The 24456-nt window shown below is 53.4% G+C and carries 20 protein-coding genes; 10 read left to right on the forward strand and 10 right to left on the reverse strand.

The genetic code is table 11. The annotated features are described in order from the left end of the window. Positions 1–3: 3 nt before the first annotated feature. A complete protein-coding gene (gene caiT / locus WC1_RS20450; RefSeq protein ID WP_003018896.1) occupies positions 4–1521 on the reverse strand; it encodes an L-carnitine/gamma-butyrobetaine antiporter in 1518 nt (505 codons plus the stop codon). A gap of 480 nt (positions 1522–2001) precedes the next feature. Here caiT and WC1_RS20445 point away from each other — a divergent pair, with 480 nt between their 5' ends. The 9 genes from WC1_RS20445 to folA all read left to right on the forward strand — a co-directional run bounded on the left by WC1_RS20445 (position 2002) and on the right by folA (position 10331). Further along, positions 2002–2772, forward strand: a complete 771-nt coding sequence (locus WC1_RS20445) for an electron transfer flavoprotein FixA (protein ID WP_003018893.1) — start codon at positions 2002–2004, stop codon at positions 2770–2772. 15 nt (positions 2773–2787) lie between these two features. Further along, positions 2788–3729 (forward strand): electron transfer flavoprotein subunit alpha/FixB family protein, encoded by a 942-nt coding sequence (locus WC1_RS20440; protein ID WP_016149531.1) that lies wholly within the window; start codon positions 2788–2790, stop codon positions 3727–3729. Positions 3730–3777: 48 nt separating this feature from the next. Further along, on the forward strand, positions 3778–5064 hold the full coding sequence (locus WC1_RS20435) for an FAD-dependent oxidoreductase (RefSeq protein WP_003018887.1): 1287 nt from the start codon (positions 3778–3780) through the stop codon (positions 5062–5064). Then, entirely contained in the window at positions 5061–5348 is a 288-nt protein-coding gene (fixX, locus tag WC1_RS20430; RefSeq protein WP_016149532.1) for a ferredoxin-like protein FixX, read from the forward strand. Before WC1_RS20435 ends, fixX begins: the two co-directional genes overlap by 4 nt. Before the next feature lie 147 nt (positions 5349–5495). Continuing rightward, the gene (locus tag WC1_RS20425) at positions 5496–6839 is read left to right on the forward strand and encodes an MFS transporter (protein WP_003845694.1); all 1344 of its coding nucleotides are present in this window, start codon (positions 5496–5498) and stop codon (positions 6837–6839) included. A gap of 91 nt (positions 6840–6930) precedes the next feature. After that, positions 6931–7164 (forward strand): YgdI/YgdR family lipoprotein, encoded by a 234-nt coding sequence (locus WC1_RS20420; protein WP_003837373.1) that lies wholly within the window; start codon positions 6931–6933, stop codon positions 7162–7164. 103 nt (positions 7165–7267) lie between these two features. Further along, positions 7268–7798: a glutathione-regulated potassium-efflux system oxidoreductase KefF gene (kefF, locus tag WC1_RS20415; RefSeq protein WP_003018878.1), complete on the forward strand. Its 531-nt coding sequence runs from the start codon at positions 7268–7270 to the stop codon at positions 7796–7798. Further along, positions 7791–9653 carry a glutathione-regulated potassium-efflux system protein KefC gene (gene kefC / locus WC1_RS20410; RefSeq protein ID WP_016149533.1) on the forward strand — a complete coding sequence of 621 codons (1863 nt, stop codon included), beginning with the start codon at positions 7791–7793 and terminating at the stop codon, positions 9651–9653. Before kefF ends, kefC begins: the two co-directional genes overlap by 8 nt. 198 nt (positions 9654–9851) lie before the next feature. Continuing rightward, a complete protein-coding gene (gene folA, locus WC1_RS20405) occupies positions 9852–10331 on the forward strand; it encodes a type 3 dihydrofolate reductase (RefSeq protein ID WP_003018873.1) in 480 nt (159 codons plus the stop codon). Between the two features lie 96 nt (positions 10332–10427). On the opposite strand, the gene apaH is transcribed toward folA, so the two are convergent. Genes apaH through lptD form a run of 6 tightly spaced genes read right to left on the reverse strand, consistent with a single transcriptional unit; the run spans position 10428 to position 17170 of the window. Further along, positions 10428–11276: a bis(5'-nucleosyl)-tetraphosphatase (symmetrical) ApaH gene (gene apaH / locus WC1_RS20400; RefSeq protein ID WP_016149534.1), complete on the reverse strand. Its 849-nt coding sequence runs from the start codon at positions 11274–11276 to the stop codon at positions 10428–10430. Positions 11277–11286: 10 nt separating this feature from the next. Next, positions 11287–11664 carry a Co2+/Mg2+ efflux protein ApaG gene (gene apaG / locus WC1_RS20395; protein ID WP_003018867.1) on the reverse strand — a complete coding sequence of 126 codons (378 nt, stop codon included), beginning with the start codon at positions 11662–11664 and terminating at the stop codon, positions 11287–11289. Between the two features lie 2 nt (positions 11665–11666). After that, positions 11667–12488, reverse strand: coding sequence for a 16S rRNA (adenine(1518)-N(6)/adenine(1519)-N(6))-dimethyltransferase RsmA (gene rsmA, locus WC1_RS20390; protein WP_003018865.1), 822 nt, complete (start codon positions 12486–12488; stop codon positions 11667–11669). Next, on the reverse strand, positions 12481–13473 hold the full coding sequence (pdxA, locus tag WC1_RS20385) for a 4-hydroxythreonine-4-phosphate dehydrogenase PdxA (protein WP_016149535.1): 993 nt from the start codon (positions 13471–13473) through the stop codon (positions 12481–12483). Before pdxA ends, rsmA begins: the two co-directional genes overlap by 8 nt. Continuing rightward, positions 13473–14759, reverse strand: a complete 1287-nt coding sequence (surA, locus tag WC1_RS20380; protein ID WP_003018860.1) for a peptidylprolyl isomerase SurA — start codon at positions 14757–14759, stop codon at positions 13473–13475. The genes pdxA and surA overlap by 1 nt, the downstream gene beginning before the upstream one ends. A 53-nt stretch (positions 14760–14812) precedes the next feature. Continuing rightward, on the reverse strand, positions 14813–17170 hold the full coding sequence (lptD, locus tag WC1_RS20375; RefSeq protein WP_016149536.1) for an LPS assembly protein LptD: 2358 nt from the start codon (positions 17168–17170) through the stop codon (positions 14813–14815). A gap of 255 nt (positions 17171–17425) precedes the next feature. Between lptD and djlA the strand changes: the two genes are divergently transcribed. Further along, complete coding sequence (djlA, locus tag WC1_RS20370; RefSeq protein ID WP_016149537.1) at positions 17426–18241, forward strand: co-chaperone DjlA; 816 nt, start codon at positions 17426–17428, stop codon at positions 18239–18241. Between the two features lie 95 nt (positions 18242–18336). Here the strand turns inward: djlA and rluA are convergent, their stop codons facing one another. The 3 genes from rluA to polB all read right to left on the reverse strand — a co-directional run bounded on the left by rluA (position 18337) and on the right by polB (position 24397). Next, positions 18337–18996, reverse strand: a complete 660-nt coding sequence (gene rluA, locus WC1_RS20365; RefSeq protein WP_003018849.1) for a bifunctional tRNA pseudouridine(32) synthase/23S rRNA pseudouridine(746) synthase RluA — start codon at positions 18994–18996, stop codon at positions 18337–18339. A gap of 11 nt (positions 18997–19007) precedes the next feature. Next, entirely contained in the window at positions 19008–21914 is a 2907-nt protein-coding gene (rapA, locus tag WC1_RS20360) for an RNA polymerase-associated protein RapA (protein WP_016149538.1), read from the reverse strand. Positions 21915–22045: 131 nt separating this feature from the next. Further along, positions 22046–24397, reverse strand: coding sequence for a DNA polymerase II (polB, locus tag WC1_RS20355; protein WP_016149539.1), 2352 nt, complete (start codon positions 24395–24397; stop codon positions 22046–22048). Positions 24398–24456 lie beyond the last annotated feature (59 nt).

A 24456-nucleotide genomic window follows, 5' to 3' on the forward strand; every position in this document is an offset into this window, starting at 1 on the left:
GAATTACTTGTCTTTCCAGTGCACTTTGGCGTCTTTAATAAAGGACAGCGTCACCATGATGTTGACGAAGAACAGCGGGCATCCTCCGGCGATAATCGCGGTCTGTATCGGCTTCAGCCCGCCCAGCGCCAGTAGAACGATGCCGATGACGCCGACCAGAACGGACCAACCGATACGCACCAACAGCGGCGGTTCTTCACCATCACGAACTTCGCGACAGGTGGACATCGCCAGGGTGTAGGAGCAGGCGTTAATTAGCGTGACGGTGGCAATAAAGCAGAGGATAAAGAAGCCCCACATGGTGGCGGTGCTGAATGGCAAGGCGGCCCAGGTTTCGATAATGGCGCGCGCCACGCCGTGTTGTTCAATCAGCTGCGGGATGTTGAGAATGTTTTTATCCATCAGCAGCAGCGTGTTGCTGCCAAGGACTGTCCACAGGATCCAGGTGGAAGCGGTCAGGCCCAGCACCATCCCAAAGCACAGTTCACGCACGGTACGGCCACGAGAAATACGCGCCAGGAAGATACTCATCTGGATGGCGTAAATGACCCACCACGCCCAGTAGAAAACAGTCCAGCCCTGCGGGAATCCGCCTTTGCCGATGGCATCGGTATAGAACAGCATGCGCGGCAGATACATCAGCAGCATGCCGACCGAGTCGGTGAAGTAGTTCATGATGAAGCTGGCGCCGCTGACGATAAACACCCAGCCCAGCATCAGGAAGCTCAGGTAGCTACGCACGTCGCTGGCGATTCTGACTCCTTTTTGCAGGCCACAGGCTACGCAAATGGCGTTCAGAATGATCCAGCAGGTAATGATGATGGCATCTAATTGCAGCGTATGCGGAATACCGAACAGCCATTGCATACACTCGGTTACCAGCGGCGTCGCCAGACCGAGGCTGGTACCCATCGCGAAGATCAGCGCCACCAGGTAGAAGTTATCAACGATGGTGCCGAACAGCCCTTTCGCATGCTTTTCGCCCACTAACGGTACCAGCGTGGAGCTGGGACGGATGACGTCCATCTTGCGCACAAAGAAGAAATAGGCAAAGGCCACAGAAAGGAAGCTGTAGGTTGCCCACGGCAACGGCCCCCAGTGGAACAGGCTGTACGCCAGACCGATCTCTTTCGCACCCGTGGAATTGGGCTCCAAAGCGAACGGCGGGGTAGAGATATAGTAGTAGATCTCGATGGAACCCCAGAACAGCACCGCGGCGGATGTACAGGAGGCGAACATCATAAAAATCCAGCTGGCGGTACTAAACTCGGGTTTTTCGTCGCCTAATTTCTTTTTGGCATACGGGCCAAAGACTAACCAGAACCATCCGAAGAGCATGACGACCATATACCATTCGAATGCCCAACCCCAGACGTTGGTGACATAACTGAATACCGCATTAATAACGACGTTAGCGGCATCAAGATCTCTTACTGTTAGCCAACAAAGTATCCCAACAATTATTAATGGCGGAAAAAAAACCTTCGGTTCAATTCCCGACTTTCTCTTTTCATTTTTCATAAGTGAATTCCAGTGTGAAAACGAAATTTATTTAGCGTGCCCGTATGTGATCGTTTGTTTATTTATTATTAATGATTTGTTGATGACTTTTTAACCTCTGGGGCGCCTCAGTGAGTAACTCATAATGGGTATTCATTTCCGGCTATTCTGTTATCTGTATCACACTTTTCTATGCTGATTATTTTGTCTGGAAATCTAGATAATTTCCTTATTAATCAAAATCTTGATATTGGTTTTTTAACTTTTTTAAGTGACTGGCGTTCAATATTGTTGAACCCGCAGACAATATTGAAAATTTTCATATTTGACGTGATTCTTTCAATATTGGTGAGGCATGTAACACTATTGAAAGTTACGAATTTCAATGTGTGACATTTTCAATATTGGTGATTAAGGTTTTATTTCCGAATTAAAGAGCGTGATATCTGTATTTAACACCGCCGATATAAATACGTTTCCTTCATGATTTCTGGAGATGCAATGAAGATAATTACTTGCTACAAATGCGTACCTGATGAGCAGGATATTGCGATTAATAATGCTGATGGAACACTCGATTTCAGCAAAGCAGATGGCAAAATCAGCCAATATGATCTGAATGCGATCGAAGCGGCTTGCCAGTTAAAACAGCAGGTGGGAGAGGCTCAGGTTGTGGCCATGAGCGTCGGAGGCAAAGCGCTGACCAATGCAAAAGGGCGCAAAGATGTGCTTTCCCGTGGCCCTGATGAACTGATTGTTGTCATTGACGATCAATTTGAACAGGCGCTGCCGCAACAAACTGCCACTGCGCTGGCTGCCGCCGTGCAAAAATCCGGTTTTGATCTGCTTATTTGCGGCGACGGTTCTTCCGATCTTTATGCTCAGCAGGTTGGTCTGCTGGTGGGCGAAATGCTGGACGTGCCGGCGATAAACGGCGTGAGCAAAATCCTCTCTCTTACCGACAGCACTCTGACGGTAGAGCGTGAACTGGAAGATGAAGTTGAAACCCTGAGTATCCCGCTTCCGGCGGTTATCGCGGTCTCTACTGACATCAACACCCCTCAAATCCCTTCCATGAAAGCCATTCTTGGTGCGGCGAAAAAACCGGTTCAGGTTTGGTCACCTGCAGACATTGGGCTGAACAGCGTGCAGGCGTATTCCGCACAGCAGGTTGCTGCGCCGAAACAGCGCGAGCGTCAGCGCGTTGTCATTGAAGGTGACGGTGAAGAACAGATTGCCGCGTTTGTCGAGAATCTTCGCAAAATCATTTAATTATCAGGGGATGTTATGAACAAATTTTCCAGTATCTGGGTATTCAGCGATACCCCTTCTCGTCTGCCGGAACTGATGAAAGGTGCGCAGGCTTTAGGCGAAAAAGTTAACACGTTTGTGCTCAGCGATGCGGACAGTGCAACGGCATGTCATTTAGGCGCGGATCATGTCTGGCTGCTCAGCGGCAAACCAGAAGACCGTATGGTTGAAGACTACGCCGATGCGATGGCCGAAATCATTCGTCAGCACAGCGAGGGCGGCGCGGTGCTGCTGCCGAATACACGTCGGGGCAAGCTGTTAGCGGCAAAGCTGGGCTTTCGCTTGTCGGCTGCAGTCTCAAATGACGCCAGCGCAGTCGCGGTGCAGGATGGAAAAGCGGCGGTCAAACATATGGTCTACGGCGGCCTGGCGATGGGAGCAGAAACAATCGCTTCACCGTTTGCCGTGATCACTCTCAGTAGCGGAACGTTTGACGCGCAGCAACCGGATACCGCTCGCAGCGGTGAGGTGCACACCGTCCAGTGGCAGGCTCCGGCCATTGTCGTGACCCGTACGGCAACTCAGGCGCGTCAGAGCAACAGCGTCGATCTCGACAAAGCCCGTCTGGTGGTCAGCGTGGGACGCGGTATTGGTAGCAAAGAAAATATCTCGCTGGCAGAAGCGCTGTGCCAAACGATTGGCGCTGAGTTGGCCTGTTCCCGTCCGGTGGCGGAAAACGAGAAGTGGATGGAGCATGAACGCTACGTCGGCATCTCCAACCTGATGCTTAAGCCTGAACTGTATCTGGCCGTGGGGATCTCCGGGCAGATCCAACATATGGTCGGCGCCAACGGCGCACAGACGATTTTCGCCATCAACAAAGACAAAAATGCGCCGATTTTCCAGTATGCAGATTATGGCATCGTTGGCGATGCGCTGAAGATCCTGCCTGCGCTGACGGCTGCCTTAGCGCGTTAAACCATTCGGGCAGGATGCGAAGGTATCCTGCCGCTGACAGGAGTACGTATGTCCGAAGATATCTTTGATGCCATCATCGTGGGTGCAGGTCTGGCTGGTTCGGTTGCGGCGCTGGTGCTGGCTCGGGAAGGAGCACAGGTGCTGGTTATCGAGCGCGGCAATTCTGCTGGCGCGAAGAATGTCACTGGTGGGCGCATGTATGCGCATAGCCTGGAGCGCATTATTCCCGGTTTTGCTGAGCAGGCCCCCATTGAACGCATAATCACCCACGAAAAACTCGCCTTTATGACCGACAAAGGGGCGATGACCATCGACTATTGCAATGGTGAAGAGGCCGCATCGTCGCAGGTTTCTTATTCCGTCTTACGTAGCAAATTTGACGCCTGGCTGATGGAGCAGGCCGAGGAGGCGGGCGCCCAGCTCATCACCGGTATTCGTGTGGATAATGTTGTGCAGCGCGAGGGTAAAGTCGTGGGCGTGGAAGCCGACGGCGATATTCTGGAAGCCAAAGTGGTGATCCTCGCCGACGGGGTGAATTCTCTGCTGGCTGAAAAGCTGGGTATGGCAAAGCGCGTCGAGGCATCGCATGTTGCCGTCGGCGTAAAAGAGCTGATCGAACTGCCAAAATCGGTAATTGAAGATCGTTTCCAGTTACAGGGGAACGAAGGTGCAGCTTGCCTGTTTGCCGGTTCGCCAACTGATGGATTGATGGGTGGTGGCTTTCTCTATACGAATGAAACGACCCTTTCTCTGGGGCTGGTCTGCGGCCTTCATCACCTGAAAGACGCGAAAAAATCGGTCCCGCAAATGCTGGAAGATTTCAAACAGCATCCGGCGGTTGCCCCACTGATCGCCGGTGGCAAGCTGGTGGAATATGCCGCGCACGTCGTACCTGAAGCCGGTATGAATATGCAGCCAGAACTGGTGGGGGACGGTGTGCTGATCGCCGGTGACGCTGCCGGAATGTGTATGAACCTCGGCTTTACCATTCGCGGTATGGATCTCGCCATTTCCGCAGGCGAAGCGGCGGCGAAAACGGTGCTTTCAGCGATGAAGCGCGACGACTTTAGCAAGCAGTCGCTGGGTGAATACCGTCAGCATCTGGACGATGGCCCGATGCGCGATATGCGTATGTACCAGAAGCTTCCTGCTTTTCTTGATAACCCGCGCATGTTTACCGCCTATCCCGAAATGGCGGTCAGTATCGCACGCGACCTGTTCACCGTAGATGGTTCCGCCCCAGTGCCAATGCGTAAAAAAATCCTGCGCCATGCGAAGAAAGTGGGCTTCATCAACCTGATGAAAGATGGCCTGAAAGGAGTGACCGTATTATGACATCTCCCGTCAATGTGGACGTCAAACTGAGCGTCAATAAGTTCAATGTCGATGAAGACAGCCCACATATCATTCTCAAAACCGATCCTGATAAACAGGCGCTGGAAGTGCTGATTAAGGCCTGTCCAGCGGGGCTGTATAAAAAGCAGGACGACGGCAGCGTACGGTTTGATTATGCCGGATGTCTGGAGTGCGGAACGTGCCGCATTCTCGGACTCGATACAGCGCTGGAAAAGTGGGAATACCCGCGTGGGACATTTGGCGTGGAGTTTCGCTACGGTTAATAAGTACGAGGTTGTGCACCCGTAGGCCGGATAAGACGCGCTAGCGTCGCCATCCGGCAATCATGTGACGCCAGTGCCGGATGGGGGCGTAAACGCCTTATCCGGCCTATAGATGACGCTTTGCCCGTGTTGAAACAGGAAGTCGCTATGCAGCAGCCCAGGAACTTTGATGACATCAAATTTACCTCTATTCACCGCCGGATAATGCTGTGGGGAAGCGGTGGGCCATTTCTGGATGGTTATGTGCTGGTGATGATTGGCGTGGCGCTGGAACAGCTCACGCCAGCATTGAAACTGGACGCACAGTGGATTGGTCTGCTGGGCGCCGGCACGCTCGCTGGTCTGTTTGTGGGGACGTCGCTGTTTGGCTACATTTCCGATAAGGTCGGGCGGCGCAAAATGTTCATCATCGATATTATCGCCATTGGCGTGATATCGGCAGCAACTATGTTTGTTTCCTCGCCCGTTGAGCTGTTGGTGATGCGCGTGCTGATCGGCATTGTGATTGGTGCCGATTATCCGATTGCTACCTCGATGATTACCGAGTTCTCCAATACCCGCCAGCGCGCTTTCTCCATCGGTTTTATCGCCGCGATGTGGTATGTCGGCGCCACCTGTGCCGATCTGGTCGGTTACTGGCTTTATGATGTTGAGGGAGGATGGCGCTGGATGCTGGGCAGCGCGGTGATCCCCTGTATTTTGATCCTGATTGGGCGCTTCGATCTTCCTGAATCGCCGCGCTGGCTGCTGCGTAAAGGTCGGGTGAAAGAGTGTGAAGCGATGATGATCAAACTGTTCGGCGAACCGGTGGTGTTCGACGAAGAGGCGCCGCAGGAGACGCGTTTTCTCCAGCTGTTTAACCGCCGTCATTTCCCGTTTGTCCTGTTTGTTGCCGCTATCTGGACCTGTCAGGTAATCCCGATGTTCGCCATTTATACCTTTGGTCCGCAGATTGTTGGACTGTTGGGGCTTGGTGCCGGGAAAAGCGCCGCGTTGGGCAATGTGGTGATAAGCCTGTGCTTTATGCTGGGGTGCATTCCGCCCATGTTCTGGCTCAATAGCGCAGGTCGCCGACCGCTATTGATTGGCAGCTTTATTATGATGACGCTGGCGTTGGCTGTGCTGGGGTTAATTCCTGATATGGGGGCGTGGCTGGTAGTGCTGGCGTTTGCCGTGTACGCGTTTTTCTCGGGGGGACCGGGAAACCTGCAGTGGCTATACCCAAACGAGCTGTTCCCTACCGACATTCGCGCGTCTGCCGTCGGGGTGATTATGTCCTTAAGCCGCATCGGTACTATTGTTTCAACCTGGGCGCTGCCGGTATTCATCACCAAATACGGTATCAGCAATGTCATGCTGATGGGCGCAGGAATTTCGCTGATTGGCCTGCTTGTGTCCATCGCTTTCGCCCCGGAAACGCGAGGTCTGACGCTGGCGCAAACCAGTCAAATGACGATTCGCAGTAAGCCCGTGACCAGGGCAGGCTATTAGGAGTGTTCTGTATTTTCCCTGCAACTCAGTCAGTTAGCCTACAGTTAACTGGGTATATCACTGAAAACAACTGAAAAGCAGGGAGAACACCATGCAAAAACATATCCTGATCACCTCAATTTTTACCGCAGCAGCACTGTTTACCGTGGTCGGTTGTTCCTCAAACCAGGCGGTTAAAACCACCGATGGCAAAACAATCGTCACTGACGGCAAACCGCAGGTTGATGATGATACTGGTCTGGTGTCGTACAAAAATGCCCAGACGGGTAAGACGGAACAGATTAACCGCGATCAGGTTAAGGATATGAGCGAACTGGACAACTAGTTCAGTTTTCTCCATTCAGCCACTCAATAATATTGACTGTTAGCCTGTGGATTAAGTGACTAAACTCACTGTTATTACAATAATGCAGTGACACAGGCTAATCATGATTCTCATCATTTATGCGCATCCCTATCCGCAGCATTCGCATGCGAATAAGCGGATGCTTGAACAGGCAAGGACGCTGGAGGGCGTGGAGATACGCTCGCTCTACCAGCTCTACCCCGACTTCAATATCGATATTGCCGCTGAACAGGATGCGCTGGCGCGCGCTGATTTGATCATCTGGCAGCATCCGATGCAGTGGTACAGCACACCTCCATTACTCAAGCTGTGGATGGATAAAGTCCTTTCGCACGGCTGGGCGTATGGCCATGGCGGTACTGCGCTGCACGGTAAACAACTGCTGTGGGCGGTGACGACCGGCGGCGGTGAAAACCACTTCGATATTGGCTCCCATCCCGGATTTGATGTGCTTTCTCAGCCTTTACAGGCAACAGCGCTCTATTGCGGCCTCAAATGGCTGCCGCCGTTTGCGATGCACTGTACGTTTATCTGTGATGATGAAACGCTGCAAGCGCAGGCGCGTCACTACAAACAGCGTCTGATGGAATGGCAGGAGGCACACCATGGATAGCCATACGCTGATACAGGCGCTGATTTATCTCGGATCGGCGGCGCTGATTGTACCCATCGCCGTACGGCTGGGATTAGGGTCGGTACTGGGGTATCTCATCGCCGGATGCATTATCGGACCCTGGGGGCTGAGGCTGGTGACGGACGCCGAATCCATCCTGCATTTTGCGGAGATCGGTGTGGTACTGATGCTGTTTGTCATCGGTCTGGAGCTGGATCCGCAACGTTTGTGGAAATTGCGGGCATCGGTGTTCGGCGGCGGTGCGCTACAGATGGTGGTTTGCGGCGGCTTAATTGGTTTGTTCTGTATGTTCCTTGGCCTGCGCTGGCAGGTAGCGGAACTGATCGGCATGACGCTGGCGCTTTCCTCAACGGCTATCGCTATGCAGGCAATGAATGAACGCAACCTGATGGTTTCGCAAATGGGCCGCAGCGCGTTTGCCGTGCTGCTGTTCCAGGATATCGCCGCTATTCCATTGGTGGCGATGATCCCGTTACTGGCGGCGAGCGGCGCATCGACTACGCTTGGGGCGTTTGCATTGTCAGCCCTGAAGGTAGCGGGCGCACTGGTATTGGTGGTGGTATTGGGGCGTTATGTCACACGTCCGGCCTTGCGTTTTGTTGCGCGTTCGGGCCTGCGGGAAGTATTCAGTGCCGTTGCGCTGTTCCTCGTGTTTGGCTTCGGTCTGCTCCTGGAAGAGGTTGGCCTGTCGATGGCGATGGGGGCCTTCCTGGCCGGGGTGCTGCTGGCGAGCTCTGAGTATCGCCACGCGCTGGAAAGCGACATTGAGCCATTTAAAGGATTGCTGCTGGGACTGTTTTTCATTGGCGTGGGGATGTCTATCGACTTTGGTACGCTGATTGATAATCCCTTGCGCATTATCATTTTGCTGGTCGGTTTCCTGGTTATCAAAACCGTCATGCTGTGGTTGATAGCGAAACCGTTGCAGGTGCCGAACAAGCAGCGTCGCTGGTTTGCCGTATTGTTAGGGCAGGGCAGTGAGTTTGCCTTTGTGGTGTTTGGCGCGGCGCAAATGGCAAATGTGCTCGATCCTGACTGGGCGAAATCGCTGACGCTGGCGGTGGCGTTGTCGATGGCGGCTACGCCGATTTTGCTGGTGATTTTGACGCGTCTGGAAAAATCGGCGACTTCGGAAGAGCGGGAAGCCGATGAAATTGATGAGGAGCAACCGCGGGTGATCATCGCTGGATTTGGGCGATTTGGCCAGATAACCGGTCGTCTGTTGTTGTCGAGTGGGGTCAAAATGGTGGTTCTTGATCATGACCCGGACCATATCGAAACGCTGCGTAAATTCGGGATGAAGGTTTTCTATGGCGATGCGACCCGGATGGATCTGCTGGAGTCTGCCGGGGCGGCGAAAGCTGAAGTCATTATTAATGCCATTGACGATCCGCAAACCAGCCTGCAGTTAACCGAAATGGTGAAAGAGCATTTCCCGCATCTGCAAATTATTGCTCGTGCGCGCGATGTGGATCATTACATCCGCCTGCGCCACGCGGGCGTGGATATGCCGGAACGCGAAACCTTTGAAGGTGCACTGAAGACCGGACGTCTGGCGTTGGAGGGTCTCGGGCTTGGGCGCTATGAGGCACGTGAGCGGGCGGACGTATTCCGCCGATTCAATACCATGATGGTAGAGGAGATGGTGAAAGGGGAAAATGACGCGACTTCCCGCGCGGCCGTTTATAAACGCACCAGCGCAATGCTGAGTGAAATTATTGCGGAAGATCGTCAGCACTTATCGTTAATTCAACGCCATGGCTGGCAAGGCACGGATGAAGGTAAGCATACGGGCGACGTCGCCGATGAGCCGGAAGTGAAACCGTCAGCATAGGGTAAAAAATGTGATGTTCTGCAAACTTTACTGCTAATTGGCTGTTTTTGAACTACTGTAATGCTGGCGTACCACCTTAAATAGGTCGGTTCGCCAGCAGAACGGAAAATTTTCCTGTTCATCCTCTTTCCGCCAGTCGACGAAAGATTGCGCTTTCCGTATAGTGGCGACAATTTTTTTGTATCCGGGAAATATTCAATGATCAGTCTGATTGCGGCGTTAGCGGTAGATCGCGTCATCGGTATGGAGAACGCCATGCCGTGGAACCTCCCTGCCGATCTCGCCTGGTTTAAACGTAATACCTTAAACAAGCCGGTTGTCATGGGACGCCACACCTGGGAATCCATCGGGCGACCGTTACCTGGGCGTAAAAATATCGTCATCAGCAGCAAGCCTGGCACTGACGATCGTGTGCAGTGGGTGAAGTCTGTTGATGAAGCCATTGCGGCCTGCGGTGATGAACCAGAGATTATGGTGATTGGCGGTGGGCGCGTGTATGAGCAGTTCCTGCCAAAAGCGCAGAAGCTGTATCTGACGCACATTGATGCTGAAGTCGAAGGGGATACGCATTTCCCGGACTACGAACCGGATGACTGGGAGTCGGTGTTCAGTGAATTCCACGATGCCGACGCGCAAAACTCTCACAGCTACTGCTTCGAGATTCTGGAGCGTCGTTAATCCTGTAAGTGCCGGATGGCGGCGAAAAGTCTTATCCGGCCTACTCTTGTGCCAGATGTAGGCCTGATAAGCGTAGCGCCATCAGGCATAAATCTCTCAGGCGTTGACCGCTTCGCCAGGATCCAGATTCAGATGGCGATTTGATGGCTGCACAAAGTACTGTTTGTCTTCCCAGCGCAGACAGGTGAGATCGCCTCCCCAGCAACACCCCGTATCCAGCGCGTAAATACCTTCTGGTGTGCCTTTGCCTTCCAGCGATGCCCAGTGCCCGAATGCAATGCTGTACGCTTCACTGACAGGTCCAGGAATGGCAAACCACGGCTTCAGCGGGGCAGGTGCGTCTTCTGGTGACTCTTTGCTATACATATCCAGTTGACCGTTGGGGAAGCAGTAACGCATGCGGGTAAAGGCGTTGGTAATAAAACGCAGGCGCGCCAGCCCGGTCAGTTCCGGGGTCCAGTTATTGGGCATGTCGCCGTACATCGCATCAAGGAAGAAGGGATATGAGTCACTCGACAACACGGCTTCAACATCGCGAGCACAGTCTTTTGCCGTCTGCAGGTCCCACTGTGGGGTGATACCGGCATGTGCCATCACCAGCTTCTTCTCTTCGTCTACCTGCAACAGCGGTTGACGGCGGAGCCAGTTAAGTAATTCGTCGGCATCCGGTGCTTCGAGCAGAGATGTGACCCTGTCTTTAGGTTTATTACGACTGATACCAGCAAATACGGCCAGCAGGTGTAAATCGTGATTACCCAATACTAACCGCACGCTGTCGCCCAGTGATTTCACGTAGCGCAAAACGTCCAGCGAGCCCGGCCCACGAGCGACCAGATCGCCAGTGAGCCATAGGGTGTCTTTTTGGGAATTAAAGTCTACCTGATGCAGCAAGGCTACCAGTTCATCGTAACAACCGTGAACGTCGCCAATAAGGTATGTCGCCATAGTTATTGTTTTAATGAATGAGTGTTGGAACGGCGAGTCGGAATACGGGAATGTCGATGGTAAAGGCGATGCCTTGTTCATCGATCATTTCGTAGTGACCCTGCATGGTGCCCAGCGGTGTTTCAATCACCGCACCGCTGGTATACTGGTACTCTTCGCCGGGTTCGATATGGGGCTGGACGCCAACCACGCCTTCACCCTGGACTTCTGTTTCGCGGCCATGACCATTAGTGATTAACCAATAACGCCCCAACAGCTGCACAGGCGCTCGCCCCAAATTGCGGATAGTTACGGTGTAAGCAAAAACGTAACGTTCATCATCAGGTGAGGATTGCGCCTCAATGTAGACGCTTTGTACCTGAATGCACACTCGGGGCGAATTGATCATGTTTAACTCTCCTTCGATGGCGCGTTTTCTGACAGATAGTTAGCCATCCGGCAGTATTGCGCGACAGAGATATTTTCCGCTCGCATCGCCGGATCAACGCCCAGCTCTGTCAGTACTTCAACGCTAAATAGGTTGCCGAGACTGTTACGTACCGTTTTACGGCGCTGATTAAACGCTTCGGTGGTAATACGGCTCAGCACACGAACATCTTTAACCGGGTACGGCATCGTCGCGTGAGGGACCAGACGCACAACAGCTGAATCAACTTTAGGCGCTGGCGTAAATGCGGAAGGCGGTACTTCAAGTACCGGGATCACATTGCAGTAATACTGCGCCATGACGCTTAATCGACCATACGCTTTACTGTTTGGCCCTGCAACCAGACGATTGACCACCTCTTTTTGCAACATGAAATGCATGTCGGCAATGGCATCAGTATAGGAAAAAAGATGGAACATGAGTGGCGTGGAGATGTTGTACGGCAGGTTGCCGAATACGCGCAGCGGCTGACCCATCGTTTGTGCCAGTTCGCCGAAGTTCATGGTCATGGCATCTTGCTGATAAATCGTCAGCTTAGGCCCTAAAAACGGGTGTGTCTGTAAGCGTGCTGCCAGATCGCGGTCCAGTTCAATGACCGTGAGCTTGTCCAGACGTTCGCCTACTGGTTCGGTCAATGCCGCCAGGCCTGGGCCGATTTCGACCATAGCCTGACCTTTCTGCGGGTTGATAGCAGAGACAATACTTTCGATCACAAACTGATCGTTGAGGAAGTTCTGCCCGAAACGTTTACGGGCTAAATGGCCCTGATGGACTCGATTATTCATTGGTATTAACAATCATTTTGATGGCGAGATTAAGCGCCGTAATAAAACTGCCGACATCTGCTTGTCCATGGCCCGCGAGTTCAAGTGCGGTGCCGTGATCGACGGATGTGCGAATAAAGGGCAGGCCCAGCGTGATATTCACACCGCGACCAAATCCCTGGTATTTTAGCACGGGGAGACCCTGATCGTGGTACATTGCCAGCACGGCATCCGCGTGGTCGAGATATTTGGGTTGAAAAAGCGTATCTGCGGGCAGCGGGCCGTTTAATTTCATCCCCTGCGCACGCAGTTCATCGAGTACCGGAATGAGGGTGTCTATCTCTTCCGTTCCCATATGACCGCCTTCACCAGCATGCGGGTTAAGACCGCACACCAGAATATGTGGATCGGCAATGCCGAACTTAGTGCGTAAATCATGATGTAAAATGCCGATCACTTCCTGAAGCAGGGCGGGCGTAATGGCGTCGGCAACGGCTCTGAGCGGCAAATGCGTGGTTGCCAGGGCAACGCGCAGTTCTTCGGTCGCCAGCATCATAACAACTTTCTTTGCCTGTGAGCGCTCTTCAAAAAACTCGGTATGCCCGGTAAACGGAACGCCTGCGTCATTGATTACGCCCTTGTGAACCGGACCAGTAATCAGCGCCGCAAACTCACCTTGCAGACAACCATCGCAGGCGCGAGCCAGCGTATCCACTACATATTGCCCGTTTTCTACCGCCAACTGACCCGCGACAGCAGGTGCCCGCAGCGCAATCGGTAACAGCGTCAATGTGCCTGCTGATTGCGGTCTGGCTGGGGTATCTGGAGAGTAGGGGAGGAGTGAAAGCGGTAAACCGAGCATTGCTGCCCGGTCACTGAGAAGTCCTGCATCCGCACAGACAACGAGTTCTACAGGCCAATCGCGCTGGGCGAGCTGAACCACCAGGTCCGGGCCAATCCCGGCGGGTTCGCCGGGAGTGATAACAACGCGTTGAGTACGAGCCATTAGTTGCTCAGAACTTTAACGTAAGCGCTGGCGCGCTGTTCCTGCATCCAGGTTGCTGCTTCTTCCGAGAATTTACGGTTCATCAGCATACGGTAAGCTCTGTCTTTCTGCGCCGCGTCAGTTTTATCAACGTTACGCGTGTCCAGCAGTTCGATCAGATGCCAACCGAAAGAGGAGTGCACCGGGGCGCTCATCTGGCCTTTATGAAGTTTGGTCAGCGCATCGCGGAAAGCTGGGTCGAAAATATCCGCTGCAGCCCAACCCAGATCGCCGCCCTGGTTGGCAGAGCCTGGATCCTGAGAAAACTCTTTAGCGGCTGCTGCGAAGGTAGTTTTACCGCTCTTAATATCTGCCGCGATTTGTTCCAGCTTCAGACGCGCCTGCTGATCGGTCATGATCGGCGACGGCTTAAGCAGAATATGGCGGGCGTGAACTTCAGTCACGGAGATGCTCTGGCTTTGGCCACGCATATCATTGACTTTCAGGATGTGGAAGCCGACACCTGAACGAATTGGGCCGATGATATCGCCTTTTTTCGCAGTGCTTAACGCCTGGGCGAAGATACCCGGCAGCTCCTGAATACGTCCCCAACCCATCTGGCCGCCTTTCAGCGCCTGCTGGTCAGCGGAATAAGTAATAGCCAGTTTGCCGAAATCACTACCGTTACGCGCTTCATCAACAACAGAGCGCGCCTGGCTTTCAGCCGCGTTAACCTGGTCGGAAGTTGGGTTTTCCGGTAATGGGATCAGAATGTGGCTCAGGTTCAGTTCGGTGCTGGCATCGTTTTGGTTGCCTACCTGTTGCGCCAGGGCATCCACTTCCTGAGGCAGGATAGTGACGCGACGGCGAACTTCGTTGTTACGCACTTCAGAGATGGTCATCTCTTTACGGATCTGGCTACGATAGGTCGAATAGCTTAAACCATCCTGTGCCAGACGACTGCGCATCTGATCCAACGTCATGTTGTTCTGCTTGGCGATGTTGGCAATAGCCTGATCCAACTGCTCGTCAGAGATTTTAACACCCATCTTCTGACCCATTTGCAGGAGGATTTGATCCATGATCAAACGTTCCAGGATCTGATGACGCAGCGTGGCGTCGTCCGGTAACTGCTGACCAGCCTGACCCGCATTAAGTTTTACTGACTGCATTAAGCCATCGACGTCGCTTTCGAGAACGACGCCGTTATTGACGACGGCTGCGACTTTATCGACTACCTGTGGGGCAGCGAAACTGGTATTCGCGATCATGGCGATACCGAGAAGCAGCGTTTTCCAGTTCTTCATACTTTTTCCATTTCAATTAACCGCGATGCGGATTACGTTGTAAATCAATCAGATCATAAAGAGCTTTGATACGGCAAAATGTTTGAACGCAACATTTGGTTGGTGCCGAGACCGTAGTTGGAGCTCAGGCCGCGCAGTTCGATATTAAAGCCGATCGTGTTGTCATAAATCGCGTGTTTCTGGGTGTTATCCCAGCCGTTCAGCTTACGTTCGTAACCGAAGCGAATGGCGTAACAGCAGGAGTTGTACTGCAGCCCCAGCATTGAATCTGCTTCTTTGTTCACGTTGGTATCGAAGTAGTAAGCGCCAACAATCGACCAACGGTCGGCGATTGGGAAGCTTGCCACTGCGCCCACCTGTGAGATCCCGTTTTTATACTGCTCTGCCGTAGAGTAGTAAGACGGCAGAGTAGCCTGGATATACTCCGAGCTGGCATAACGGTAGTTCAACTGCAGCATACGGTTTTCGTCGCGGCGGTATTCGATACTGCTGCTACTGGTTGCAACACTGTCCAGACGCGTGTCGTACTGGATCCCACTGCGTAAACCCCAGCGATCGGAGATGCGCCAGTAGGTGTCACCCGCCCATACCAGTGAGCCCGTTTTGTCGTCATTCTCCCATTTAATGTTGTCATCGCCGGTGCGAGACTCGGTGAAATAGTAGATTTGACCCACGGATATATTAAAACGTTCAACGGCTGCGTCATCATAAACGCGAGATGTGACCCCAGTCGTGACCTGGTTGGCGGAGGCAATGCGGTCCAGACCGCCATAGGTACGGTCACGGAACAGGCCGCTATAGTCGGATTGCAGCAGGGACGAGTCATAGTTATAGATATGACTTTGGTCGCGATACGGTACGTACAGGTACTGCGCGCGCGGCTCCAGCGTCTGGGTATAACCCGGCGCCAGCATTTGCATGTCACGCTCAAACACCATCTTGCCGTCAACTTTAAACTGCGGCATGACGCGGTTAGCTGAATCATCGAGCTTGGTGTTCTGCGGGTTGCTGTTGTACCAATCCAGATTAGTCTGCTGATAGTGCGTTGCCAGCAGTTTTGCTTCGGTATTGATACTTCCCCAGTTGTTCGACAATGGCAGATTGATGGTCGGTTCAAGGTGAACACGCGTCGCTTCCGGCATGTTGTCGTTGGTGTTAACGAAGTGCACCGCCTGACCATAAATACGGGTATCAAACGGACCAACGTCATTCTGGTAGTAGTTGACGTCTAACTGCGGCTGCGCAGAGTAGCTGTTACTGTTTTGCGCGTCGAAGACCTGGAACTGCTTGGTCGAAACTGTGGCATCAAAGTTCTGTACCGCGTAGCCGACGCTGAATTTTTGCGTGGCGTAGCCGTCGGTACTGGAACCGTATTTGTTATCGAAATCATTAAAGTAGCTGGTGTCGCTGACCTTGGTATAGTCAACGTTGAAACGCCACACCTGGTCCATCACCCCAGAGTGTTGCCAGTAAAACAGCCAGCGACGTGAATTGTCATCCTTCGGATGTTCGTCCTCATACACTTTATCGGAGTTCAGATAGTCGAACTCCATCAGGCCCGCACCTGCTTGCGTCAGGTAGCGGAATTCGTTTTCCCACATGATCCCGCCACGACGGTGCATATAATGTGGCGTGATGGTGGCGTCCATGTTGGGCGCAATGTTCCAGTAATACGGCAGGTAGAACTCAAAATAGTTATTAGTGGAATATTTTGCGTTCGGGATCAGGAAACCGGAACGGCGCTTATCGCCGACGGGTAACTGTAAATAAGGACTGTAAAAGACCGGAACCGGACCCAGTTTAAAACGGGCGTTCCAGATCTCTGCGACCTGTTCTTCACGGTCGTGGATCACCTCGCTACCGACGACGCTCCAGGTATCGGAACCTGGCAGACAGGAGGTAAAGCTACCGTTTTCCAGAATGGTATAACGGTTTTCCCCACGCTGTTTCATCAGATCGGCTTTCCCGCGTCCCTGACGGCCCACCATCTGGTAATCACCTTCCCAGATGTTGGTATCTTTGGTATTCAGATTCGACCAACCCTTCGGCCCCTTCAGAATAACCTGATTGTCATCATAATGGACATTGCCCAGCGCATCGACGGTACGTATTGGCTCCGGCTGGCCTTCAGCCTGCTTCTGATGAAGCTGTACTTCGTCGGCCTGCAGGCGGCTGTTACCCTGTGCGATGTCCACGTTGCCGGTAAACACCGCGTCATCGGGATAATTCCCTTTAGCGTTGTCGGCATTGATGGTGACGGGTAATTCATTAGTCTCGCCCTGTACCAGAGGACGGTCATAGCTCGGCACGCCCAGCATACACTGTGAGGCGAGATCGGCTGCCAGGCCCTGATGGCTATAGAGGGCACTGGCAATCATGGTAGCCAGAAGAGTGGGAATACGTTTTTTCATACGTTGTATTTATTGTTCCATCATCAGTAGCGTCGCGCGTGACAAACGGTCACAGCCTAACTTATCTCATCTTCACTGCGCTAGTGTTAATCCTGCCCATTTAGGCATCCGTGGTGTTAGGCACGGCATTGAATGACAGGTATGATAATGCAAATTATAGGCGATGTCCCACAATTGACCGCAGCCGTAAATCGGTAAAAGCACCTTATATTGTGGGACATAGCCTGGCTGAGAGCATAAAGATTTGGGGAGTCTATGCAGTATTGGGGAAAGATAATTGGTGTAGCCGTGGCCTTAATGATGGGTGGCGGCTTCTGGGGTGTCGTTCTGGGGCTGTTAGTTGGCCACATGTTCGACAAAGCCCGCATGCGCAAAATGGCGTGGTTTGCCAACCAACGTGAACGCCAGGCGCTGTTTTTTGCCACCACTTTTGAGGTGATGGGACATCTGACCAAATCCAAAGGTCGCGTCACGGAAGCCGATATTCATATCGCCAGCCAGTTGATGGATCGGATGAATTTGCACGGTGATTCGCGAACGGCTGCACAACACGCCTTCCGGGTAGGAAAATCGGATAATTATCCATTACGTGAAAAGATGCGTCAGTTTCGCAGCGTCTGTTTCGGTCGATTCGATCTGATCCGCATGTTTCTGGAAATTCAAATCCAGGCGGCATTTGCCGATGGGTCGTTACATCCTAACGAACGTGAAGTGCTGTATGTGATTGCTGAAGAGTTGGGGATCTCACGTACCCAATTTGATCAGTTCCTGCGCATGATGCAGGGCGGTGCACAGTTTGGCGGCAGATATCAGCAGCAGTCTGGCGGCGGTAGCTGGCAGCAGGCGCAACGCGGCCCGACGCTGGAAGACGCCTGTAATGTGCTGGGTGTGAAAACGACCGATGATGCGACTACCATAAAGCGCGCTTACCGTAAGCTGATGAGCGAGCACCATCCGGACAAACTGGTCGCGAAAGGTCTGCCGCCAGAGATGATGGAAATGGCGAAGCAAAAAGCGCAGGAAATCCAGAAGGCTTACGAGTTAATCAAAGAACAAAAAGGCTTTAAATAATAATTATGCCGGATGCGGCTAGCGCTTTATCCGGCCTACGGTAATGAATGTAGGCCGGGCAAGCGAAGCGCCCCCGGCATAAATTGGCTCAGAATTTAAAAATCCGCCGGGACTTTAAACGTCATACTGTTGCCGTATTCGGGATGCGTGATGGTTAGCATCTCGGCGTGCAGCAGCAGGCGGGGTGCCAACGCCAGCGCTTCAGGCGGAGCATAGAAGCGATCGCCGAGGATTGGATGCCCTAACGCCAGCATATGCACACGCAACTGGTGGGAGCGTCCGGTAATCGGTTTAAGCACGACCCGGGCGGTGTTATCCGCCGCGAACTCCACCACCTCATACTCTGTCTGCGCTGATTTCCCGGTCTCATAACACACTTTTTGTTTTGGCCTGTTCGGCCAGTCGCAAATCAGCGGTAAATCAACCAGACCCTCGGCCGGAGCGGGATGCCCCCAGACGCGTGCAACATACTGTTTTTTCGGTTCGCGCTCGCGAAACTGGCGTTTTAGCTCGCGCTCTGCCGCTTTGGTTAGCGCGACTACAATCACGCCGCTGGTGGCCATATCCAGACGATGGACGGATTCAGCCTGCGGATAATCGCGCTGAATACGCGTCATCACGCTGTCTTTGTGCTCATCCAGACGACCCGGCACAGACAACAAACCGCTCGGCTTGTTGACCACCATAATGTGCTCATCCTGATACAGGATGACCAACCAGGGTTCCTGCGGCGGATTGTAGTTTTCCATCCCCATGTATGGCTCCGTTACTGATGCGTCACGACGATCAGGCGCAGGGCATCCAGACGCCAGCCCGCCTGATCCAGGCTTTCCATCACCTGCTGACGGTTGCTTTCAATTGCGCTGAGTTCGTCATCACGGATGTTCGGGTTAACGGCACGCAGCGCTTCCAGACGGGAGAGTTCCGCAGTCAGTTTTTCGTCCGCTTCTTTACGCGCCGCGTCGATCAGCGCGCGGGCTGATTTTTCCACCTGTGCTTCACCGAGTTGCAGAATAGCATGTACGTCCTGCTGCACGGCGTTGACCAGTTTACTGCCGGTGTGGCGGTTAACGGCGCTGAGCTGACGGTTAAAGGTTTCGAACTCAACCTGTGCAGCGAGGTTATTGCCGTTTTTATCCAGCAGCATACGTACCGGCGTTGGCGGCAGGAAGCGGTTCAGCTGCAGCTGTTTCGGCGCTTGCGCTTCAACCACATACACCAGCTCAACCAACAGCGTTCCGACCGGCAATGCTTTGTTTTTCAACAATGAAATGGTGCTGCTGCCGGTGTCGCCAGAGAGGATCAGATCCAGACCATTACGGATTAACGGATGCTCCCAGGTAATAAACTGTGCGTCTTCACGCGACAGGGCGACATCGCGCTCGAACGTAATGGTGCAGCCATCTTCCGGCAATCCCGGGAAATCTGGCACCAGCATATGATCGGACGGCGTCAGCACGATCAAATTGTCACCACGGTCATCCTGATTAATACCAACGATATCAAACAGATTCATGGCGAAGGCGATCAGGCTGGTATCATCGTCCTGTTCTTCAATACTCTCAGCCAGCGCCAGCGCTTTTTCACCGCCGTTAGAGTGGATCTCCAGCAGACGATCGCGACCTTGTTCCAGCTGTGCTTTCAGCGCGTCATGTTGTTCGCGACAGGTTTTGATCAGATCGTCAAAGCCATCGGTATTTTCTGGTTCAGCCAGGTAGCCGATCAGATTGTTATAGACCGTGTCGTAGATGGTACGGCCGGTCGGGCAGGTGTGTTCGAACGCATCCAGACCTTCGTGGTACCAGCGCACCAGCACGGATTGCGCGGTTTTTTCCAGGTACGGAACGTGGATCTGAATATCATGTGCCTGACCAATACGGTCCAGACGGCCAATACGCTGTTCCAGCAGGTCCGGGTTGAACGGCAGGTCAAACATCACCAGATTGCTGGCGAACTGGAAGTTACGCCCTTCGGAGCCGATTTCAGAACACAGCATTACCTGGGCGCCGCTATCTTCTTCGCTAAACCAGGCTGCGGCGCGGTCACGCTCAATGATCGACATCCCTTCATGGAACACGGCTGCGCGGATACCTTCGCGCTCGCGCAGAACCTGCTCCAACTGAAGCGCGGTGGTGGCTTTCGCACAGATAACCAGTACTTTTTGCGAGCGGTGGCTGGTCAGGTAGCCCATCAGCCATTCCACGCGCGGATCAAAGTTCCACCAGGTGCCGGTGTCGCCTTCGAATTCCTGATAAATCTGTTCCGGGTAGAGCATATCGCGCGCCCGGTCTTCCGCGCTTTTACGCGCACCCATAATGCCGGAGACTTTAATCGCCGTCTGGTATTGGGTCGGCAGCGGCAGCTTGATGGTGTGCAGCTCGCGTTTTGGGAAGCCTTTCACACCATTACGGGTGTTACGGAACAGCACGCGGCTGGTGCCATGGCGGTCCATCAGCATCGAAACCAGCTCCTGACGCGCGCTCTGGGCATCTTCGCTGTCGCTGTTTGCCGCCTGCAATAGCGGCTCAATGTCCTGCTCGCCAATCATGTCGCCTAACATGTTCAGCTCATTGTTACTCAGCTTGTTGCCTGCCAGTAACATAGCGACGGCGTCGGCGACCGGACGGTAATTTTTCTGTTCTTCAACAAACTGGGCGAAATCGTGGAAACGGCTAGGGTCCAGCAGGCGCAGGCGCGCAAAGTGACTTTCCATGCCCAGCTGCTCAGGTGTAGCGGTTAGCAGCAGGATACCCGGCACACGTTCTGCCAGTTGTTCAATGGCCATATATTCGCGGCTGGGCGCGTCTTCGCTCCACACCAGGTGGTGGGCTTCATCGACGATCAGCAGATCCCATTCGGCGTCACACAGGTGCTCCAGGCGCTGTTTACTGCGGCGGGCAAAGTCCAGCGAGCAGATGACCAGTTGTTCGGTTTCAAACGGGTTGTAGGCGTCGTGCTGCGCTTCTGCATAACGCTCATCATCAAACAGTGCAAAACGCAGGTTGAAGCGACGCAGCATTTCGACCAGCCACTGGTGCTGTAATGTCTCCGGGACGATGATCAGCACGCGCTCTGCGGCGCCGGACAGCAGTTGTTGATGCAGGATCATCCCGGCTTCAATGGTTTTACCTAAACCCACTTCGTCTGCCAGTAAAACGCGAGGGGCATGACGACGGCCAACATCATGGGCAATGTTCAGCTGGTGAGGAATCAGGCTGGTACGTTGACCACGCAAACCACTCCACGGCATACGGTATTGTTCGCTCTGAAATTTACGCGCGCGATAGCGCAGAGCAAAGCGATCCATGCGGTCAATCTGGCCGGCAAACAGGCGATCTTGTGGTTTGCTGAATACCAGTTTGCTGTCGAGTAGTACTTCACGCAGCATGACACCGGTTTCTTCGGTATCCAGGCGGGTTCCGATATAGGCAAGCAGGCCGTTTTCTTCTTTTACTTCATCGACATGCAGTTGCCAGCCTTCATGGCTTGTTATCGTATCGCCAGGATTGAACATCACGCGGGTCACGGGGGAATCACTGCGCGCATACAGACGGTTTTCGCCCGTCGATGAGAAAAGTAATGTGACGGTTCGCGCATCCATGGCGACAACGGTACCAAGTCCCAATTCGCTTTCTGTATCGCTGATCCAGCGTTGACCAAGTGTAAAAGGCATATATGTTCGGCTCTATATCTTTAGTTGCAGGCAATACTCACCCTCTGCCAGAGTAAAGTGGCAGCAAGTGTATTGGGGTCCAGGAATGGAAAGGGCGCTATGGTACTGGATGGCGACGGTTTCGTCACGCGTCAAAATAACCCCAGTTGCCCTGTGAGTAGTGTAGCAAAATTATCGTCAATAAAGGGAAGAATTCCCTCGGCAACGGGTTGGATCTGGCGTGTCAGATAATGCTCGTAATCGAGCGCAGATAGCTGATAATCAACAGGTTCTGGGCCATTGACCGTCCAGACATATTTTATGGTTCCGCGATTTTGATACTGCGGTGGACGCCCCAGCTTTACATTCTGCTCATCGGCGAGTCGCGCGGCACGCACGTGTGGTGGAACATTTCGCTGGTATTCGCTTAACGGGCGGCGCAGGCGCTTGCGGTACACCAGTTGTTCATCCATTTCACCGGCCATCAGACGGTCAATAGTCTCGCGAACAAACTCCTGATAAGGTTCGTTACGAAAAATTCGCAGGTATAGCTCCTGCTGAAACTGTTGGGCCAGCGGCGTCCAGTCGGTTCGTACCGTTTCCAGTCCCTTAAACACCATACGTTGTTCAGCGCCGTCCTGAATCATCCCTGCATAGCGTTTTTTACTGCCGGTATCTGCACCGCGAATGGTCGGCATCAGAAAGCGACAAAAATGGGTTTCAAATTCCAGCTCCAGCGCGCTGGTCAATTTTTGTTGTTTCAGCGACTGCGCCCACCAGTCGTTGACATAGCTCACCAGCTCACGGCCAATCCGGGCGGCATCGTCTTCTGAGTGCGCCTTTTTCAGCCAGACAAAGGTCGAGTCGGTATCGCCATAGATAACGTCGTAACCCTGAGCTTCAATCAGCGCTTTGGTCTGGCGCATGATCGCATGGCCGCGCATGGTAATGGACGAGGCCAGTCTCGGGTCGAAAAAGCGACAGGCGGTGGTTCCCAGCACGCCGTAAAATGCGTTCATGATGATTTTCAGCGCCTGCGAGAGCGGCTTATTGCCGCGGCGTTTTGCTTCATCGCGACCATGCCAGATCCGGGTCACGATTTCCGGCAGGCAGTGCTTTTCACGTGAGAACCAGGCGTCAAGGAACCCTTCGGTGCTGTGCTCCGGATCCGGCTGCGCCATTCCTTCGATAAGCCCCACCGGATCGATTAAAAAAGTACGAATTATTGAGGGGTACAGGCTTTTGTAATCCAGCACCAGTACCGAGTCGTATAAGCCGGGGCGCGAGTCCATCACGTAGCCACCGGGGCTGGCGTGCGCGGGGACTTCACCCAGGTTCGGTGCCACATAACCCGCCCGGTGCATTCGTGGCAGGTAGAGATGTCCGAAGGCGGCAACTGAACCACCGTGCCGGTCGACCGGCAGACCGTTGACCGTCGATCGCTCAAGCAGAAATGGCATGATCTCGGTTTTATGAAAAATACGCGTGACCAACTCACAGTCTTTGAGATTGTAGGTGGCGAGCGCGGGCTTATCCTGGGCAAACCGGCGATCGATTTCGTCCATCCTGTCCCAGGGATTATCAATTGACTTCCCTTCGCCCAGTAGCTCCTGCGACACCGTCTCCAGCGAAAATGACGAGAAATTCCAGAATGCGGATTTGAGCGCCTCAATGCCGTCGATAATCAGGCGACCTTTAGCCTGCGCGAAGAACACGCCGTTTTTGAAGCCATGCTCGCGCCACTCCAGCTCGCTATTGTCACGACCAAAACGCAGGGGAATGCAGTAACGTTCGGCGTGCTTTTGCAGGACGCGTAAATCGAATTGCACGACGTTCCAGCCGATTATCACATCAGGATCGTGACGGGCAATCCAGTCATTGAGCTTTTCCAACAACTGCGGGCGGCTTGCAACGTACTCAAGTTCAAAATCCAGCGCAGAGGCGTCACCGTTTGCCGGGCCGAGCATATAGACAATACGCTGCCCACAGCCCTCAAGACCGATGCAGTAGAGTTCGCCGTGGCGCGTGGTTTCGATATCCAGCGATACCCATTTTAGCGGTGGTCGATAGTCAGGGTTCGGCTTCAGGCGGGCATTAACCAGCATGTCGTCATGTCTGTCGCCTTCGACCCAAACAGGGGAGGTGATAAAGCGCTCCATCAGATACCGCTCCGGCGGCCGTACGTCGGATTCGTAGACGGTGACTGCGTTTTCGCGCAGCAGTTTTTCCAGCCGCATAAGCTGGCGATGTGAGCGGCAATACAGGCCGGAAACGGGCTGGCGGTGGAAGTCTTGCAACTGAAGAGGCGTCAGGCGATAGCCGTTTTCAGTGCGTAATAATGACCTGACGCGAGGAACCTGACTGGTGGGAATAAACGCGACTGACTCCTGTGGCGCAAGCGTGACCTGCAGCGGCCCATCGTCTGTAGCCAGCCAGAATGAGACCTCAGTTCCCTGCGGAGTGTCCCGCCAGTGTCGGGTTAGAATAAAGCCTGCCTGCGCCACGCTGTGTATCCATTAAAAAACCAGGCATTATTATAGCCTGGTTCTGATAGATTGGCTGT

It is taken from the genome of Citrobacter sp. KTE30, from assembly GCF_000398825.1.
Lineage (GTDB): Bacteria > Pseudomonadota > Gammaproteobacteria > Enterobacterales > Enterobacteriaceae > Citrobacter > Citrobacter freundii.